The 17,537-nt window shown below is 40.9% G+C and carries 17 protein-coding genes; 13 read left to right on the top strand and 4 right to left on the bottom strand.

Annotated elements, in window-relative coordinates; genetic code table 11:
- Positions 1–148: 148 nt before the first annotated feature.
- Positions 149–2,950, top strand: a complete 2,802-nt coding sequence (locus BFP97_RS03570; RefSeq protein WP_069841093.1) for a TonB-dependent receptor domain-containing protein — start codon at positions 149–151, stop codon at positions 2,948–2,950.
- On the opposite strand, the gene BFP97_RS03565 is transcribed toward BFP97_RS03570, so the two are convergent.
- On the bottom strand, positions 2,947–3,822 hold the full coding sequence (locus BFP97_RS03565) for a TolB family protein (protein ID WP_170827393.1): 876 nt from the start codon (positions 3,820–3,822) through the stop codon (positions 2,947–2,949). The two genes, BFP97_RS03570 and BFP97_RS03565, sit on opposite strands and share 4 nt — an antisense overlap.
- 121 nt (positions 3,823–3,943) lie before the next feature.
- On the opposite strand from BFP97_RS03565, the gene BFP97_RS03560 reads away from it, so the two are divergent.
- Genes BFP97_RS03560 through BFP97_RS03545 form a run of 4 tightly spaced genes read left to right on the top strand, consistent with a single transcriptional unit; the run spans position 3,944 to position 6,356 of the window.
- On the top strand, positions 3,944–4,957 hold the full coding sequence (locus tag BFP97_RS03560) for a pirin family protein (RefSeq protein ID WP_069841091.1): 1,014 nt from the start codon (positions 3,944–3,946) through the stop codon (positions 4,955–4,957).
- A 57-nt stretch (positions 4,958–5,014) separates the two neighbouring features.
- Positions 5,015–5,443 carry a hypothetical protein gene (locus BFP97_RS03555; RefSeq protein ID WP_069841090.1) on the top strand — a complete coding sequence of 143 codons (429 nt, stop codon included), beginning with the start codon at positions 5,015–5,017 and terminating at the stop codon, positions 5,441–5,443.
- Between the two features lie 56 nt (positions 5,444–5,499).
- Positions 5,500–5,805 carry a hypothetical protein gene (locus tag BFP97_RS03550; protein WP_069841089.1) on the top strand — a complete coding sequence of 102 codons (306 nt, stop codon included), beginning with the start codon at positions 5,500–5,502 and terminating at the stop codon, positions 5,803–5,805.
- Between the two features lie 20 nt (positions 5,806–5,825).
- Complete coding sequence (locus tag BFP97_RS03545) at positions 5,826–6,356, top strand: hypothetical protein (protein ID WP_069841088.1); 531 nt, start codon at positions 5,826–5,828, stop codon at positions 6,354–6,356.
- Here the strand turns inward: BFP97_RS03545 and BFP97_RS03540 are convergent, their stop codons facing one another.
- A complete protein-coding gene (locus BFP97_RS03540; protein ID WP_069841087.1) occupies positions 6,357–6,782 on the bottom strand; it encodes a hypothetical protein in 426 nt (141 codons plus the stop codon). It lies immediately after the preceding gene.
- A 187-nt stretch (positions 6,783–6,969) separates the two neighbouring features.
- Between BFP97_RS03540 and BFP97_RS03535 the strand changes: the two genes are divergently transcribed.
- From BFP97_RS03535 to BFP97_RS03500, 8 genes are all read left to right on the top strand, one after another.
- Positions 6,970–8,688, top strand: a complete 1,719-nt coding sequence (locus tag BFP97_RS03535; RefSeq protein ID WP_069841086.1) for a phospho-sugar mutase — start codon at positions 6,970–6,972, stop codon at positions 8,686–8,688.
- Positions 8,685–9,137 (top strand): DinB family protein, encoded by a 453-nt coding sequence (locus tag BFP97_RS03530; protein WP_069841085.1) that lies wholly within the window; start codon positions 8,685–8,687, stop codon positions 9,135–9,137. Before BFP97_RS03535 ends, BFP97_RS03530 begins: the two co-directional genes overlap by 4 nt.
- Positions 9,137–10,150, top strand: coding sequence for a UDP-N-acetylmuramate dehydrogenase (gene murB / locus BFP97_RS03525; protein ID WP_069841084.1), 1,014 nt, complete (start codon positions 9,137–9,139; stop codon positions 10,148–10,150). The genes BFP97_RS03530 and murB overlap by 1 nt, the downstream gene beginning before the upstream one ends.
- A 2-nt stretch (positions 10,151–10,152) precedes the next feature.
- Complete coding sequence (locus tag BFP97_RS03520) at positions 10,153–10,497, top strand: hypothetical protein (protein WP_069841083.1); 345 nt, start codon at positions 10,153–10,155, stop codon at positions 10,495–10,497.
- 40 nt (positions 10,498–10,537) lie between these two features.
- Positions 10,538–11,746, top strand: coding sequence for a TCR/Tet family MFS transporter (locus BFP97_RS03515; protein ID WP_069841082.1), 1,209 nt, complete (start codon positions 10,538–10,540; stop codon positions 11,744–11,746).
- A 32-nt stretch (positions 11,747–11,778) separates the two neighbouring features.
- Positions 11,779–12,654 (top strand): dimethylarginine dimethylaminohydrolase family protein, encoded by an 876-nt coding sequence (locus BFP97_RS03510; RefSeq protein ID WP_069841081.1) that lies wholly within the window; start codon positions 11,779–11,781, stop codon positions 12,652–12,654.
- 52 nt (positions 12,655–12,706) lie between these two features.
- Positions 12,707–13,756: a helix-turn-helix domain-containing protein gene (locus tag BFP97_RS03505; RefSeq protein ID WP_069841080.1), complete on the top strand. Its 1,050-nt coding sequence runs from the start codon at positions 12,707–12,709 to the stop codon at positions 13,754–13,756.
- Positions 13,757–13,839: 83 nt separating this feature from the next.
- Positions 13,840–14,256, top strand: coding sequence for a cupin domain-containing protein (locus BFP97_RS03500; protein ID WP_221406586.1), 417 nt, complete (start codon positions 13,840–13,842; stop codon positions 14,254–14,256).
- Between the two features lie 47 nt (positions 14,257–14,303).
- Here the strand turns inward: BFP97_RS03500 and BFP97_RS03495 are convergent, their stop codons facing one another.
- Together BFP97_RS03495 and BFP97_RS03490 are read right to left on the bottom strand one after the other, a co-directional pair.
- Positions 14,304–16,412, bottom strand: a complete 2,109-nt coding sequence (locus BFP97_RS03495) for an OmpA family protein (protein ID WP_069841079.1) — start codon at positions 16,410–16,412, stop codon at positions 14,304–14,306.
- A gap of 137 nt (positions 16,413–16,549) precedes the next feature.
- Entirely contained in the window at positions 16,550–17,518 is a 969-nt protein-coding gene (locus tag BFP97_RS03490) for an ABC transporter ATP-binding protein (RefSeq protein WP_069841078.1), read from the bottom strand.
- Positions 17,519–17,537 lie beyond the last annotated feature (19 nt).

The following is a 17,537-nucleotide window of genomic DNA, read 5'->3' as shown; positions in this document are numbered from 1 at the left end:
ATTAATACTTATCCGTCCACGCCCTAACATAATGGACTTAATTTTTGATACTATTAGAATTATCCTTGATGAATAGAGGGGTAATTACAAGGTTACTGTATCAATTATAAAAATTGGCGTTACCTGAATAGTCTCTCAACCTTAAGACATGCGATTATTCTCAATTTGTTCTACTCTCCTATTCTTTGTTATTTCTTTAAATTCATCATATGCTCAGGTCGTATCAGGGAAGGTTCTAAACTCATCTAATAAATCAGGTGTTCCTTATGCGAGTGTCGTAATTGTTAATAAGAGCACTAAAAGCAAAAAAGTAGGGGTTGCATCAGATGAGCAGGGGAACTTCTTGTTGGCTATAAAAGCTTTACCCTTAGTACTCGAATTTTCCGCCACCGGCTTCATCACAAAAAGGTTGGTAATTGGAATTGATCAAAAGAGAGAAAACCTCATTATAGAGCTCGATGAGACAGTTAAACAACTATCAGACTTTGTAGTCACCACTGAAAAGATATCACAAGAAGAACTTAAGGCGCCAATTGAAACTATCAAAGTAGACTTGAAGGCTATTCAAAGCACCCCATCATTTAGCTTTTTTGACGCCATTGGCAATCTTAAAGGTGTGGATTTAACCACCCAAAGTGTTATCATAAACTCTGTAAATACCAGGGGTTTTAACTCAAGTACAAACCAACGCTTTCGACAATTCACAGACGGCATTGACAATCAAGCACCTGGCCTGAGCTTTTCATTAGGCAATATTGTTGGTGGCAGCAGCTTGGATATAGAAAGCATTGAAGTAGTGCCAGGTCCCGCATCCGTATTCTATGGTCCTTCCTCTTTCAATGGAATTTTGGAGTTAAAAACTAAAAACCCATTTGATTTTCCTGGTTTATCATTCACTGCAAAGGCAGCAACTGTCACAGTGGAAAAAGACCGATCTAAGTTCTTCAACATTGGGAACAGCTTCATCAGTGATCTTTCCCTACGATACGCCACCTCATTCAAGGATAGGATTGGATTGAAAATAAACACTGCACTCCTTAACGGTGTCGACTTCAAGGCCAAAAACTATAGAAATGTCGGTGCAGGAAGGTCATTTCATGATGAATACAACGGAGAAAATCAGGGTATTGACTTGGTCAATGTATATGGTGATGATCGCTCACTCCTGGTATCTGGACCGGGTTTACTTCAGGACACCGCGTTTACGGTCACGAGAGCCGGATACAGAGAAGAAGATCTCGTAAACTATAATGCCTCGAATGTAAAATTAAATGCCGAATTACAGTTAAAGATTACCCCTGATATCATTTTAGGCTTTACCACATTTTATGGGATCACTGATGCAATGATTACGAATGAAGACAGAATTGCCCTTCGTGATTTTGAAATATTTCAGCAAAAGGTACAATTAGAAGGAAAGAACTTTTTACTGAGAGCGTACAGAACTGAGCAAGATGCTGGTAATACTTTTAACGTTGGTGTGCTCTCTGAGGAGATACTTCAACGAACCAAGCCAAATGTTGTTTGGTTTGATCAATACAGAAGATCCTTTGAAAATGGTAACGGTGTTGTAATACCAAGGCGAATTGCCAATTCGACATTCCCTGGTCAATATTTAAAGTTTCTTGATCCCGAATCCGATGATTTCGATTCTCTCAGGAATATCATTGTCAACAAGCCAATAACTGAAAATGGCTCTCGACTTTTTGACAAATCCGGACTCCAGCATATTGAAGGATCCTATAGTTTCGATAAAATCCAGAATCTATTTGAAAAATTGCAGATTGGAGGCAACTACAGGCTATATGATCCAAACACCAACGGAACGATATTTACTGATAGCATAGGGAATGACCTCACCAACTTTGAGTATGGAACATTTGTTGAAGTAAGCAAGTCCATCACCTCTAATCTTGACATTAGTGGCTCTTTGAGATATGATGAGAATGAAAATTTCAAAGGGAAATTTAGTCAGCGCTTATCTGTCGTCAAACAGCAAAATGACAACCAGTTCTTCAGAGCATCGTTCCAAAGAGGCTTCAGGTTCCCAAATATTAGGGAGCAATTTTTTAATCAGGATTTAGGAGAAAAACTGATTATTGGTGGGCTTTCCCAAGTAACTGATAGATATGACTTGCAAGGTAATTCGTTTTTAGAGCAGTCCTTAGAGGATTACCAAAACGCTGTCATTAATGACATTGTGGTCGAGAATCGGCAAATAGAATTTGCAAAAATTCGTAACAGCAATATCATGGCTGAGGGAATTATTAGTCAGGACCTATTCAGAGGCCTTAAGCCAGAACAAATAACCTCTTTCGAAATTGGCTATAAGAACCTTATTCAAGGAAGAAGAATTGTGGAAGTCAATTATTACCGAAACTACTACCAAAACTTTATAGGAAACCTTAGAGTCATAAAACCCAGAACCAGCCCTGCCGTTGACCTTCAAAGGTCTATTGAACAAGCCATAAACCCTTCCTCTAGTGATTTAATCTATGTGACGGCTAATTCAGAAAAACAAATTGTAACTCAGGGGCTAGAAATTCTATATGACATAACTGGGCTCTCAGGAATCAATTTCACCGTGAATGCCACTTTTGCAGATATATCCCAGGACTCCGATGACCCCTTGGTGCCCGGCTTTAATACGGCTCCTTTTAAATGGAATGTTAAAGTTGGTCATAGACGTATCAATGAAAACTTTGGAGCAGAATTGACCTGGCGAGCAAGGACTAACTTTGAATGGCAAAGTCCCTTTGCTGATGGTTTTGTTCGTGGGTTCAGCACTTTTGATTGTCAGATGACATTCAAACTGCCTAAAGTAAACTCCCAATTGAGAGTGGGAGCAAATAATGTCTATAACATTAGACAATTCAACACCTTTGGCGGGCCAGAAATAAGTGCATTTTACTACGTCAGCTTTACGTACGACCCTTTTCAGAGCAATTAAAGTTCAATAGGAACCCAAGCTGGTTCACCGTGATAAGCATCACCGGATGTAATTTTAGTAAACTTCCCATCGGCCAAATCAATGGTGAAAATATGATCACCTGCGTCCGTAGTACCATGAAAAGCTATCTTATCCCCACCCAGAGACCAAGCAATCTCTTGTTCTGAATATGGGGTATCCGTCAGTCTGGTTATATCCAGAGTCCCTAGATCAAGGATATAAATGTCCTCCTTACTCCCCTCCTCATTTGTTCTCATGGTAAAGGCCACTTTAGTTCCATCTGGAGACCAAGTGTTATACTTTTCGACCAAGTCATTGTTTGTAAGCCTTTGTAATTCTTTGCTCTCAATATTCAGCAGATAAAGTTCATTGCTACCTGACCGATCTGAGATGAAAAGCAGCTTCTCTCCATTGGGAGAAATAGAAAACCGCCCACTATAAGATTGACTGTTAGTCAGTTGTATTCTTTCACTTCCATCTAGCTTGCACATCCAGATATTTTGATAATCGCCTTCTTTCTCGGTGTAGACGATCCTCTTACCGTCAGGAGTTAATTGAAAGTTCAACAAATCACTATTCGGTAAACTGTCCACCTGATCAGTGTCAAAAGAATAAGCAACAACAGAAAAGTTTCTTTCCTTATCATTGGTATAGTAAACCAATTTATTCAGACCATTGATCCATTTAGGTTGCCAATCCCAGCCCTCATTTGTTGTCAGCCTCTTCTCCCATTGCCCTAAGGGATCGATACCATAAAGATCGAAATTACCATCTCGACTCGACAAATAGACCAGACTCTCCACTTCACCTGATCGAGAATTATCACAAGCCATTGTGAAGAATAGAAAGCCTAATAGTAAAAACTGTCGCATAGTCATTAACTTAAAGTTGCCATAATAGTTCTCAAGAGTAATCTCGATAACGAATTAGGTTCCAATATAGAAATAGAAACCAAAATACCATTTTACATGTTGGTACATAAACAGAAAAAACATGTCATCCATTATATCTATTGAAAAACTCAACTTCCCTTGGCAAACACAAGATCCGTTTCTATTCTGTGCATTTCATGATGATCATTATCCTAAGGGAAATGGCAAACTTGGTCCGATAGATTCTCTATCTGGAAGACAAATTGGTTCCGATTTTAGTGGAAAAGATGGCTGGAGCATGTATCACGGTCAGCAAGTTCCGGGTTTTCCATCTCATCCGCACAAGGGTTTTGAGACGATTACTATAGCTGAGACTGGACTGGTAGACCATTCCGATTCTCTAGGTGCTGCCGGTCGCTTTGGCAATGGTGATGTCCAATGGATGACGGCAGGTGGTGGTGTACAGCATGCCGAAATGTTCCCGTTACTCAAGGAGGAGGAAGAAAACCCACTTTTGCTTTTTCAAATCTGGTTAAATCTTCCAAAAGCCAGTAAGCATGTCCCTGCCCACTTTGCAATGCTCTGGAATGAAGATATTCCTGTCTATGAGCATTCCGACAATGATAATCGTAAGACATCTGTCAAAGTAATATCAGGCACCTTGGGTGAAATAGAAAACCCTAGTCCTGCACCCGATTCCTTTGCTGCAAATGTTGATAATGAAGTGGCAGTATGGCTTATAGAAATGGAACCCAACGCCCAATGGCAATTACCATTAGCAGATAAAGCTACGAACAGAAGCCTCTACCTTTATGAAGGGGATACAGTCAGTTTGGGTGAACAAGAAATGAGTAAGGGCTTTATGGCCAAATTAATGGGCAATGAAGTGACCACCCTGACTAATGGGGAAGAGAGATCCAAATTCCTTTTTCTTCAAGGTAAACCGATTGGAGAACCCGTTGCCCAATACGGACCATTCGTCATGAATACCAATGCCGAGATTCAAGAGGCTATGAGGCAATTTCAAAGAACCCAATTCGGAGGTTGGCCTTGGCCTAGTAGTAGCCACACCCATGATCCTGAGAGAGGCAGATTTGCAAAGCATGCTGACGGCAGAGAAGAGGTTAGAAGTTAGTCTGAACTATAAACTCAATTATTGGTTATCTTTATTAGATACCAATACCTATTTAGGATGAAAAGAACTACACACAACAAAACGCTTTTAACACTTATCATTTTCTTCTCCATCATCTTTGGGAATGCCTCATTTGCACAAAGCTCAAGTGACACCACGGTTGGTGAGTTTGAAATCTTGGTGACGGAAACTCGCAAAAGCATTGAGTTAGAATGCAAAAGTGGTTGCGCTTGGACGGATTTGTCATTCACTATGAAAAATAAATATAAGCCCTATGGCATAGATGAACGTGGGATGGTGGACATCAATGATAAAGACATTGTCAAAGAAGGAGAACTTCAAGACTTCTTCTTTACTGTTCAAACAACGAATAAAGGCTTAAAATTTAAAGGCATCGGTGGTACTGCGTGGATTGATCTTACCTACTCTGATAGAAAAGGAAGAGCCTTTGTATTAACACAGCTCGGAGCTGAAAAGGTAGATTAGTCGGCAAGTCTGCCCAACTTTATGACTTAGCTCCCGTAATTTTTAAAAAACCTTCTATGGAAACACGTAAAACAGAGTTAACCATTCCTCGTTGGCAAATCGCCATATTGCTTATAACCAGTTTCTCCATTTTTGTTTTTTCTATCAGCTTTGAAACATACTTGGGTGAGTTAGATCTTTTATTCTTTGTAGGAAGTTTTCTACTTTTCATTCCGGCTTATATCATCCTCTTCACGGATATTGCAGCGAGACCAATTACACATCTTTGGTCTACAGCCATGTTAACAGTACCAGTAGTCACTCCATTTGTTTACTTGGCTTTTAGAAATAAACTGAAGCCTGCGATGCCTGAATTGGTTTAGTTTAGAACATCCCACCTTTCATGAGTCAGACATCTAGCTTCAAGGGCAAATGGGGAACAGCTGTCAGAAGCTTATACAAAGTAGAGAGTTCTCAATTTATTCAAGGTAATGCGATGAGGGCCGATGACCTGAGGATCCGTGCTATGAACTATGGCCAGCACTGGAGAACAGAGGGTATCCAGAGTATCGACTACGAAGTAAGACTCCCTCTATCTTATGTGTATGACTTCCTTAACAGCGAACTCCCAGAGTATATAATGGAAGCTAAAACGGATCGTGATGAAGAAGACGAACTGGACGGCCTCCTCGAAGCCTTCGGCTGGTCAGATGATGCGGCAAACCTTCTCATGAATGGTTCGAAAAGGCTAGTCGACCTGCTATTAGACTTTTATGCCTTCGAAATGCTCTTACATTGGTACTCCGATGGACAAGCACCTGATGGTGGTGGAGTCATTAACGCTCACGATCAATTCAAGATTGAGAATGATCATTTAATCATTAAGGGAAAGTGTAGAAAATCTGACCGACCTGTACGATATCAGGATGTATAACTACTTCTGAGCTCTCCAAGCCACTTGCTTAGCGGTGTCTCCTACCGTAACGATCAGACGCGTTGGGCCCGGAACAAGTACGATTCGCACTTCTTGATCTGGAAAGTCGTCTACAGTAACTGGAACACCTTCACCATACTCAATATCATAGCTGTAACGCCCTTTATGATCCTTTTGGTTACGGATGTAGTTCTTTGCAAAATAGGCGACTGGTAATAGTACGTCATTATCAGGGCAAAACTCGTCATGAACGTCAGCAATTGCCTCTTCTAACTCTTGGCCAAATTCTTCGAGAAAACTGTCTTCCATGTCATGAAGTTCTTCCTCCAAGTCATCATAGCGCTCATCGCTATAATCCATCTCGTCCAACTCGTTAATCTTGTCCGCTATTTGAGCAAAATCCTCATTTAACTTATCTACGTCCATGCCTTTTCAACTTTAATGCAAAGAAGTTTAGTTCAGGCAAAACATACAAGCATATTTACCAAAACGTACTTTATTTCTGACAAAAAGAGGAATAACTTTTACCTGCTCACTTAGCCTCTTATTTTTGTCAGAGATACGACTCTAAGAGTATCAAAAACTACTGGATGTCGTCAAATATGCCTCAAACATGATTGATCAAGCGACACAGGATAAAATAGACTTATGGCTAAACAGTGCCATAGACGAAGAAAGCAAGGCTCAAATAAAGGCCATGTCAGAAGATGAGCTCGTTGACTCTTTCTACAAAGACTTAGAGTTTGGTACTGGAGGACTTCGTGGAATTATGGGCCCTGGCTCAAACCGAATTAATAAGTACACGATTGGCATGGCTACTCAAGGCCTCGCTAACTACCTACTCAAATCATTCCCCAATGAGGACATTAAAGTGGCCATTGCCTATGATAGCAGAAACAACAGTAAATTCTTTGCTGAGACCACTGCGGCTGTGTTCTCGGCTAATGGCATCTACGTCTATCTATTTGAGGCACTTCGCCCCACACCAGAATTATCATATGCAATTAGAGAATTGGGCTGCAAAAGTGGCGTTGTGCTAACGGCTTCACATAACCCAAAGGAATACAACGGTTACAAGGCTTATTGGGATGATGGCGCTCAGGTAGTGGCACCACATGATAAGAATATCATCAACGAGGTTCAAGCCATCTCGGGAGTGGAAGCAGTGAAATTCGACAAAGTTGAAGCCAATATTGAATCCATTGGAAGGGCATTAGACGAAAAGTACATAAAGGCCATATTGGACCTCACACTGGCTCAAGATGCAGTGGATAGACAATCCGATCTAAAAATAGTCTTCTCTCCTATCCACGGAACTTCTATCACCCTTGTTCCAGAAGTATTAGAAAGAAAAGGATTCAAAAACCTAACCGTTGTCGAGGAGCAAGCGGAACCCAATGGTAACTTCCCGACAGTAGTATACCCAAACCCTGAAGAAAAGGAAGCAATGACCATGGCATTGGAAAAAGCCAAATCGATCGATGCAGATCTGGTAATGGCCACAGACCCTGATGCCGATCGGGTGGGTATTGCTGCCAAAAATAATCAGGGAGAATTCGAGTTACTCAACGGTAATCAGGCTGCTGCATTACTCATCTATTTCCTACTTTCTAAATGGAAAGAAAATGGCAAGTTGGACGGCAACCAAATGATCATCAAAACCATCGTCACCTCAGATCTTTTGAACAGGATTGCGGAAAGCTTTGATGTAGACTGTCCTGACACGCTCACCGGATTCAAATTCATAGCTGCCCTAATCAAAGAATTGGAAGGTAAGAAAGAGTTCATTGGCGGTGGCGAAGAGAGCTATGGTTATATGATCAGTGATTTTGTGAGAGACAAAGATGCTATTGCCTCATGTGCCATGCTCGCTGAAATGACCGCCTGGGCTAAAGATCAGGGATTGACTGTATTTGATTTGCTCACTGAAGTCTATTTGAAATTTGGTTTCTACCTAGAAACCTTAGTCTCCATGACCAAGACAGGAAAACAAGGAGCCGAAGAGATTCAAGCCATGATGGCGGGTTTCAGGTCTGACCCTCCATCTTCAATAGCAGGTAGTAAAGTGATAAAGATTTGTGATTATCAGCAGTCAGAGGAAAAGGACTTAGTCACAGGTACCGTTAACCCAATTGATTTACCCAAATCAAATGTACTTCAGTTCTTTTTAGAAGACGGAGCGAAAATTTCTGCTCGCCCTTCTGGCACTGAACCGAAAATCAAGTTTTATATTAGTGTAAATATGACTTTAGAAGCGAAAGCACATCAAGCCTCGGTAAAAGCTTCCTTAGAGAATAAAATTGAAGCCATTAAAAAGGATTTGGATCTATGAACGCTGTAATCGACTCGCTTAGCAGTCTTTATGAAAGGGACATTGACACGCTTCAGGCGGAAGTAAAGGCCTATAAAAGTGAAGCCAACCTTTGGAAGGTCAATGGTGAAATCACCAATTCAGGAGGTAACTTAGCTCTACATCTATGTGGAAACCTCCGACACTTCATTGGAGCGATGCTAGGCGGATCGGGATACATTCGCCAAAGAGATGATGAATTCAATCTGAAGGATGTTAAGCGCTCAGAATTGATAGATCAAATCAAAACGACAAAGAAAGTCGTAATTGAAACTATTGAGGGTCTAAAAGAAGATCAATTGGCAGAAAACTACCCAGTCAATGTATTCGGTAAGGAAATGAGCACGATTTACTTCTTAAATCACCTCCATGGTCATTTAAATTATCACCTAGGTCAGCTTAACTATCACAGAAGGTTATTAGATCAGTAATGACCACTTTTTCTGAAAACGTCTCACTCAAACCTTTCAATACTTTTGGTATTGAAGCCAAAGCGAGCCAGTTCCAAGTTTTCTCATCAATTCCAGAGCTCCAAGATCTGCTTAATTCTGTAGGAGCATCACCTCTACTCATTCTTGGAGGTGGCAGCAACCTTTTACTTACCCAGGACTTTAAGGGATATGTCTTGAAAAATGAGCTCAAAGGAATCTCTGTAATCAAGGAAGACGAAGACCATGTTTTTGTAGAAGTACAAGCAGGTGAGAATTGGCATGAATTCGTATTGCACGCCATAGCTAATGACTGGGCAGGTATTGAGAACCTCTCCTTAATTCCAGGGACAGTTGGTGCGGCTCCGATGCAAAATATTGGTGCTTATGGCATTGAAATCAAAGAAGTTTTTGATTCACTGAAGGCTGTCGAAATTGCCACGGGCGAAGTGCACACTTTCAATAAGGAAGCTTGTCAATTTGGTTACCGAGAAAGTGTCTTTAAAAAATCACTTAAAGGAAAATACGTTATTGCCTCTGTTGTATTTCGACTGAATAAAACTCCTCAGTTTAACACCTCATATGGCGCCATACAGGAAACACTTCAGGAAATGGGTGTCACAGGTTTAAGTATAAAAGCTGTCAGTGATGCTGTGATTAAGATTCGTCAAAGTAAACTTCCTGACCCGAATGAAATCGGTAATGCGGGTAGTTTCTTCAAAAATCCTGAAGTTGAAAAAATTGATTTTGAGGGACTCAAAGCTGAGTTTCCAAGTATTCCTGGTTACCAATTACCAGAAAACAAGGTGAAAATACCTGCAGCTTGGTTAATTGAACAAGCCGGTTGGAAAGGTAAGACCTTTGGCCAAATCGGAGTTCATAAGAATCAACCACTCGTACTCGTCAACTATGGACAAGGAAAAGGGGCTGACCTGAGAGATTTAGCTTTTAAGATTAGGACTAGTGTCACCCAAAAGTTCGGTATTGAGCTAACACCCGAGGTAAATATCATATAGGTATGGACAAGAAGAAACTCCTTGACTACTGTTTAGAAGAGGCCCGAAATGGCAAAGACTTCGGAACCCTCAGAGAGGAACTTCGTGCCTTTGAGTTGCAGCCCAAGGAAATTGATCAAATCATCAAGTATGTCGATGATCATCTGTTGAATCAAGCATTTTCGGGAGCTCGCAGAAGCCATAGAAGGGAGTATTTAATGGTTGGATGGTTTCTTTTAATTGTTGGCGTGCTTGCCACCGTGCTTACCTATACTGGTGTCATTAATATGGGCGATTCATATTTGATTGTCTATGGGCCCATCATCGCGGGACTTGGTTTAATTGTAGGAAATCAGACCGAGGTTTAAATCAGAGTTTTATCTATCTTCAGCAACTCTTTAATCAACCATGGCTAAGCGTACCCCTGCATTAGGCTTTATTCTTTTCACGGTATTACTCGATGTGATCGGCATCGGAATAATTATTCCTGTCATACCTGGACTGCTTGCTGAATTAGGAATACCTGATGCGGGAGAAGCATCTTTCACCGGAGGCCTATTACTCTTCACCTATGCCTTTATGCAATTCCTTTTCGCTCCAATACTTGGTGGCTTAAGCGATCAGTATGGCAGAAGGTTAGTCATATTAATTGCCCTATTTGGACTTACAGTCGACTATATAGTAGTAGCCTTCGCCCCTACCATTATCTGGTTGTTTGGAGCCCGGATAGTAGCTGGTATTTGTGGAGCAAGCTTTTCAACGGCTTCGGCCTACGTAGCGGATATTAGTGCACCCGAGGACAGGCCAAAGAACTTTGGAATGATTGGAGCTGCCTTCGGATTAGGGTTTATTCTAGGCCCCGTACTGGGTGGGCTTTTAGGTCAGGTAGACATCAGGCTTCCTTTCTTTGTGTCTGCAGGTCTTACCCTACTTAACTTTATCTATGGTCTTTTTGTACTTCCAGAGTCTCTCAGCAAGGAAAACAGAAGGAAGTTTGATTGGAAAAGGGCTAACCCCGTTGGTTCACTAAAAAACCTTTCCAAGTATCCGTTTTTGAAGAATCTCTTCCTCGCTTTTTTCATCATTTATGTGGCTAGTCATTCTGTGCAAAGTAACTGGTCCTTTTTCGGTAAAGAAGTGTTTGAATGGGAAGAAATAGATATTGGAATATCATTAGCTGTCGTGGGATTCTTTGTCGCCATTGTACAAGCTGTACTAATTGGCAGAGCAGTCAAAAAGTTCGGTCAAAACAAGACTGTATATATTGGCTTGGCCTGTAACCTTACCGGTTTTATTCTATTTGCGATTGCTTCACAAGAATGGATGATTTATTCCTTTCTAGCAGTTTATGTAATGGGCGGTCTTGCCGGGCCTACCCTTCAAGGCTTGATGTCTTCGCAAGTACCAGCTAATGAGCAAGGTGAATTTATGGGCGCTATTACTAGTTTACAGAACCTGGGTAATATCTTCGGTCCACTTATTATGACCGGAATCTTCTTCTACTTTACAACCAGTTCAAACTTCTACTTCCCTGGAGCAGCATTTGCTTTGGCAGCCCTCTTTTCAATCGTTAGCGGAACAATTATTTACAAAACAATCTCGAAGCGTGTTGAATGATTAACTTGGAATAATCTTCAAAAAACGATTGTTTGAAAGTTTATATTCCTAACGAGACAGCCCCTCTAGAAACTGTGATTTTGGGTATTGCCAATGATATGGGCGAGCCACTAGATATTAACCCTGTCAGTAAATCACACATTGACAAGGGCACCTACCCAACTGAAGCCGACATCATCATTGAATTAGAAGGCTTTGCGAGTGTTCTAAAAGAAGTTGGGGTAGAAGTACTTCGACCGACAAACCTTGTCGGTGTTGAGCAAATCTTCACTCGAGACATAGGCTTTGTTATCGAAGACAAGTTTGTTGTCGCCAATATGAAGGAGCCCGTCAGGCAGAAGGAGTTTCCAGGTATTGAACCTCTACTTAGTGACATACCAAGTACAGACATCCTGAGATTGCCGCCAGATGCCCTTATCGAGGGTGGTGATGTGTTGGTGCACAACGACTATGTATTTGTTGGAATAAGCAAGAGAACGAATCGTGCAGGTTATGAATTCCTAAAACAGCAGTTCCCTAATAAATCTGTTCACGCTTTACCTCTTGAGGTAAATGATAGCCCTGAAACTAATATTCTTCATCTCGATTGTGCTTTTCAACCCGTAGGAGAAAAATATGCTATCCTCTATGAGGAAGGCTTCAAAGCAAGACCTGAGATACTTTATCAGGTTTTCGGTGAAGACAGTTTTATTAAAGTATCCCTAGCCGAAAAGCAGCAAATGTTCCCCAATATATTCTCAGTAGCTCCTAACAAAGTCATTATTGAGGAGCAGTTTATCAGACTGAAAGAAGAGCTAGCCAGGAGAGAGATAGAGAGCATAGGGATCAAATTCTCGGAGACCTCAAAGCTAAGTGGACTCTTGCGGTGCTCGACCTTACCCTTAAGGCGATCTCACACAAATATGTGATCAGCAGGTTTTCCTCATTATCCTTATCTTGTTGGCATACGTAAGCTTATTTATGGAAGCCAAACTAGACATTTGGATAGTACTCTTTATCGCTGCAACTGCTCAGGGCGTTTTCCTCTCCTTTATGCTTTTCCTAAAGGGATCAGATTTAGAAAAGACCAAGAAGGCGCAGTACTTACTTGCCCTCTTGATGTCGGCTTTTACGATTACAATTGCCTACTATGTCTCTTATTGGACTGGTGTTTCAGGGATAAGTCCTGTGTTCGGAATTATCCTAAGGTTTACCCTACTATTCGGACCTCTTGCCTATTTATATCTGTATTATTCATTTCACCAGACCCTTCCTAAGTATTATGGGCTACACTTTCTACCCTTCCTACTGATCAACCTACTGGTGTTTTCCATTCATTGGATACAGCCTAATTTCCAAGCTTACCACTTATTCAATTCCTTGCCTACCTTTCACGTATTAGGCTATGCTATTTACAACTTATTTTTTGTCCATTCGAAAAATGGGAATAAATGGTTCAGACAAGTTGCTTTATCATTCTTTGGTTATTCACTCTGCCTGTTGTCCTATTATGTTCTGGTATGGACAAATGTCTTAGAATTGCAACACGACTATATGGTTTCGATGGGTATGACCGTATTCATTTACTTTATTGGATATCATGGTTTCAAGCATCCAATAGTCACCAAAGACAAGTTAAAGCAAGAAAAGTATCAAAAATCATCCCTCACAAACCAGGCTATCGATATAATTGCGAAACAGCTTGATGATTTAATGTACACTGATAAGCTATTTACAAATGGAGACTTAAAGCTGAATGAATTGGCTAATGCCTTGGGGCAAAGCCCTCATACAATCTCCCAAGTGATTAATGTGGCCAAAAGACAGAAGTTCACTGAATACCTTAATGATCTGAGAGTAGATGAGGCCATTACACTCATGTCAAAAAATGAATACCAAAATGCCAAACTCATTGCAATTGGTCTGGATGCAGGGTTTAACAACAAAACGTCCTTCCTCAATGCTTTTAAGAAAAGGACAGGAAAATCGCCTTCAGATTATAGAAAATTCGTATTGAGTCAGGTCGCATAGGTGGTTAGGGAAAATCCTAACGGCTTTACCAAGGGTCAAATTTTAGTTATGCTTATTACTATACCTCATCAAACCTTATTCGTATGTCACATAGAAGATCATTTATTGCCACTCTTGGGTTAGTTTTAGCTTCAAACCCCTTGAAACTTTTGGCCAAAACCACCTCAAAGGAACAAACTATGAATTCGAAGTTCTACGATATCGCCTCTCTTGAAAAAGAGCTCAAATCTGGTAATAGAAGGTATCTGCCCTTTCTGAATGTTGACAAATTGAGAACTGGGCTGTACGTTTTACCAGCTGGTGCAGAAGATACGCAACAGCCCCATGAGCACGATGAGGTCTATTATATTCTATCAGGTAAGGCAAAATTTGTAGCTGGTCAAAATGAAACTGAAGTTCAGGAAGGGGCCGTATTATACGTCAAGGCCAATATTGAACATAGGTTCTCTGAAATCGAAGAAGAATTGAAAGTATTAGTCTTCTTTTCTAACATGAAATAAAAAAGGGAGACAGTGATGTCTCCCTTTTGATAAATCTTCTCTTTTGTCTATTTCTTGCGTTCACCGTTCTCATCCACAAAGTAGAGCTCGACCCTTCTGTTAAAGGCACGTCCTTTTCTGGTACGGTTAGAGGCGATCGGCAAATCTTCACTAAATGTTTGAACGTCCATCTGACTAGCATCAACACCTCGGTCCTTCAAGTAGTTGAATACGGCCGTATATCTGCGTTGACCTAGTGCAACGTTATATTCATTCGTTCCGTAGGAATCCGTATGGCCAGCAACCATAATTCTAAGGTCTGTTCTCCTCTTTAACAATTCAGCAGCCTCATTCAAACGGTCAATAAACTCAGGTTTGATATTCTGCTTGTCAAAGTCAAAAAACACATTTGGTAATTCAATCAATTCCTCTTCCGGAACAACAATTGGATCTGGCTCTGGAGCTTTCTCCTCTTTAACCACTACCGGTGCACCTGCCACTTTCGTCACCGTATCTACGGCTGTTTCAAAGGCCTCTTCAACTTCTTCAACAACTTCCTCAACTACTGGCTCAGGCTCCTCTACTACTGGAATTACGATTCCTTCGGTAGATGGTGGATCCACTGATATATTATTTGGGTCTAGGTCAAAACTGTTGATCATTTTCACGTAGATCTCCTTTTCATTCTTTCCGCACTCGCCAATAAAGAAGTCTTGCTCTATTTCAAACTTATCTCTAAAAAGCACTCTGATCTGATGCTCCTTTTCGTAAAGGACTTCTCCATCTCTTTCAACGCGTAAGGTAAAATCACTTTCAATGGGCATGTTCATAAAATACACCCCGTACTCATTGGTCACTGCAGAGTATTTGTCTTCTTGACCCACAACTGATATGGTCGCATTACCTACTGCAGTGATATTATCACACTCCAGTACCTTCCCTTGGATCTGAGAGTTGTTGAACATAATCACTCGGTAAATGTCATTTTCTCCATAACCTTCAGGTCTACTCGAAGAGAAATAGGCATTCTTACCATAAAGTGTAAAGAAAGTATCATCAGTAGGAAGGTTAATGGGAGCCCCCATATTCTCAGGCTCTGAAAACTTACCAGTAGCACTATCTAGCCTAGTGCTAAAAATATCGTAACCTCCCATTGAACTATGCCCCCTTGAAGCGAAATACAATGTTCCATCACCCGCCACAAATGGAGCATCTTCATTCACTGGCGTATTCAGTTCTTCAACTGCATAAGGCTTAGACCACTTTCCATTAGCTTGCTTATGAACTATATATAAATCGGCATTCTCATTATCACTCTTGAAGTCAGACGCGTAGATAATTGAGTTACCGTTGTTATACATAAAAGCATGTGGTTCCCACTTTTTAGTATTGATAGGTAGAGGTTCTCTTTCTCCCCAGGAACCATCCGCTTGTTTTCTAGTAATAAACAGGTCATCATTCCTGAAGACAATCATTGTATTGTCATTATCCAGTAATTGTAAAGGAGCATCATAGTCTTCATCAGAGGCATAACCCTCCAGTGGATTGTCTTTATTCCAATTATCAAACTCGTTCATCTGAGATGTCATCAACTGCTCATAGTACTCTCCATCATCAGCTACTTCGCCCAGGCCCTCACGTCTGGCACTAAAGAAAATACCGCGTTGATCAGTGGTAACGACTTGACTATACTCATTTCCGACAGTGTTGACGTTTTGCCCAAGGTTCTTTACAATGATCTCCTTTGGATTTGGCAATAGGGTCTTTGCATTTTGGATGTTATTGAACACCCTGAAATACTCTGGTTTGACATAGTCCTCAAGCAAATTTTGGTTAACCCTGCGTAAAGTCCTTTCGGCATCGTCTACTCTACCTCCAAATAAATAAGCATTGGCATATGGAATCCAGAAAGAAGGGTCTTCTTCAGCATAAGGAAGTGCCTCTTTAAACAAAGCATATGACTCTTCAAAACGGTAACGCTCGGAGTGACAAATGGCAGCTAACCACTTGGCCTGATAATTCTTTTTCCTTTTGGCCATAATTGGTTCCAGGTAGCTTAAGGCCACCTCCCAATCTTTCTCCTCCATGGCTGCAAAGACCTTATTGAGGTTTTGAGCCTTGAGTGTGACGCTGCACATGACAATAAATGCCATAAATAAAAGTGCTGATCTTTTCATCGTTTAGTTTAGTCAGTTGAATAAAATAGTGTCTATGTATCGTGAAAGGTAAGTCGAAAAAGTTGATGACAGGGTTGAGGACGTATAGAAACTATACACAACGAAGATACGAAAAAAACTTCTATCAATACAGAAGGCTAAAACCTTAGCACATCCTTTGTATTAAAGCCAACTGAAATATTGCTCTCATCGAGGCCCAAATTCTCGCTTATAAAGAAGAGGTATTGACGATCTAATTCAACATCATTAGCTTCGACCAGATAAGTCCCTCCTAGAAAGATTAATCTTCTCACGTCAACTTGAATCTCGTAATCAAACCCCTTTCCTAACCTTAAGAACTCAGCACGCAAGAAGGAGTTTGCCTCTTTAGTGATATGGCTCACATCGTTCATATGACTAAAAAACTTGGCTACTTCGAGATTAATGGGCCAGTTGTAAACATTTGACGCTGTATCATTCTGAATCAATGCTCCTTCGGACAGAAAGGCTATTCTATCAGCAATCAGCATAGCATCCCTGGTGTCATGTGTTACAAAGATGAGCCCTAGCCCTTCTGATTTGACGATTTCAACTAACTCGATCAGCAAATCCTGCTTGGTTAGTGGATCGAGGTTACTGAAAGGTTCGTCCATTAAGAGCAGCTCGGGATCATCTGCCAAAGCTCTTGCAATGGAAAGCCTCTGTTTCTGGCCACCAGACAATTCTTTGGGTTTTCTGGTGGCAAACTCTGACAGGTTGCATAGATCCAGCAACTCTTTAGTGCGGTCTGCCTGATAGGCTTTGTCAAATTGTAGGAGTTTGTAACGGACATTCTCCTCTACCGTCATATTTGGCTTTAGCTGAAAGTCTTGAAATACAACCTTGATCTGAGAGTGACCGGCAATCAATTGTTCATCAGGGTTTTCTAAAGGTTCTCCCCTAAAAATGATATCACCATTATCCGGCCTCATCAAACCTGCTATGATTTGAAGCATTGTGCTTTTACCAGAGCCACTCTTCCCTACCAATGCTACTATCTCGTTCTCAACTACCTTGAGACTAGCCTTATTGACCGCTCCATAGTCTTCTCCGGGGTAGGTTTTTGAAATATTTCTGACTTCCAGCATTTGTTTCTAAATAACAAAA

The organism is Roseivirga sp. 4D4, assembly GCF_001747095.1.
Taxonomy (GTDB): Bacteria; Bacteroidota; Bacteroidia; order Cytophagales; family Cyclobacteriaceae; genus Roseivirga.
Note: the sequence above shows the minus strand (reverse complement) of the source record. Positions and strands in the feature narration are given on the sequence as shown.

Bases quoted from the DNA above. Each gene is read 5' to 3' on its own strand.
- BFP97_RS03570 (WP_069841093.1), top strand. From the start codon at position 149: ATGCGATTATTCTCAATTTGTTCTACTCTCCTATTCTTTGTTATTTCT.
- BFP97_RS03565 (WP_170827393.1), bottom strand. From the start codon at position 3,822: ATGCGACAGTTTTTACTATTAGGCTTTCTATTCTTCACAATGGCTTGT.
- BFP97_RS03560 (WP_069841091.1), top strand. From the start codon at position 3,944: ATGTCATCCATTATATCTATTGAAAAACTCAACTTCCCTTGGCAAACA.
- BFP97_RS03555 (WP_069841090.1), top strand. From the start codon at position 5,015: ATGAAAAGAACTACACACAACAAAACGCTTTTAACACTTATCATTTTC.
- BFP97_RS03550 (WP_069841089.1), top strand. From the start codon at position 5,500: ATGGAAACACGTAAAACAGAGTTAACCATTCCTCGTTGGCAAATCGCC.
- BFP97_RS03545 (WP_069841088.1), top strand. From the start codon at position 5,826: ATGAGTCAGACATCTAGCTTCAAGGGCAAATGGGGAACAGCTGTCAGA.
- BFP97_RS03540 (WP_069841087.1), bottom strand. From the start codon at position 6,782: ATGGACGTAGATAAGTTAAATGAGGATTTTGCTCAAATAGCGGACAAG.
- BFP97_RS03535 (WP_069841086.1), top strand. From the start codon at position 6,970: ATGATTGATCAAGCGACACAGGATAAAATAGACTTATGGCTAAACAGT.
- BFP97_RS03530 (WP_069841085.1), top strand. From the start codon at position 8,685: ATGAACGCTGTAATCGACTCGCTTAGCAGTCTTTATGAAAGGGACATT.
- murB (WP_069841084.1), top strand. From the start codon at position 9,137: ATGACCACTTTTTCTGAAAACGTCTCACTCAAACCTTTCAATACTTTT.
- BFP97_RS03520 (WP_069841083.1), top strand. From the start codon at position 10,153: ATGGACAAGAAGAAACTCCTTGACTACTGTTTAGAAGAGGCCCGAAAT.
- BFP97_RS03515 (WP_069841082.1), top strand. From the start codon at position 10,538: ATGGCTAAGCGTACCCCTGCATTAGGCTTTATTCTTTTCACGGTATTA.
- BFP97_RS03505 (WP_069841080.1), top strand. From the start codon at position 12,707: ATGGAAGCCAAACTAGACATTTGGATAGTACTCTTTATCGCTGCAACT.
- BFP97_RS03500 (WP_221406586.1), top strand. From the start codon at position 13,840: ATGTCACATAGAAGATCATTTATTGCCACTCTTGGGTTAGTTTTAGCT.
- BFP97_RS03495 (WP_069841079.1), bottom strand. From the start codon at position 16,412: ATGAAAAGATCAGCACTTTTATTTATGGCATTTATTGTCATGTGCAGC.
- BFP97_RS03490 (WP_069841078.1), bottom strand. From the start codon at position 17,518: ATGCTGGAAGTCAGAAATATTTCAAAAACCTACCCCGGAGAAGACTAT.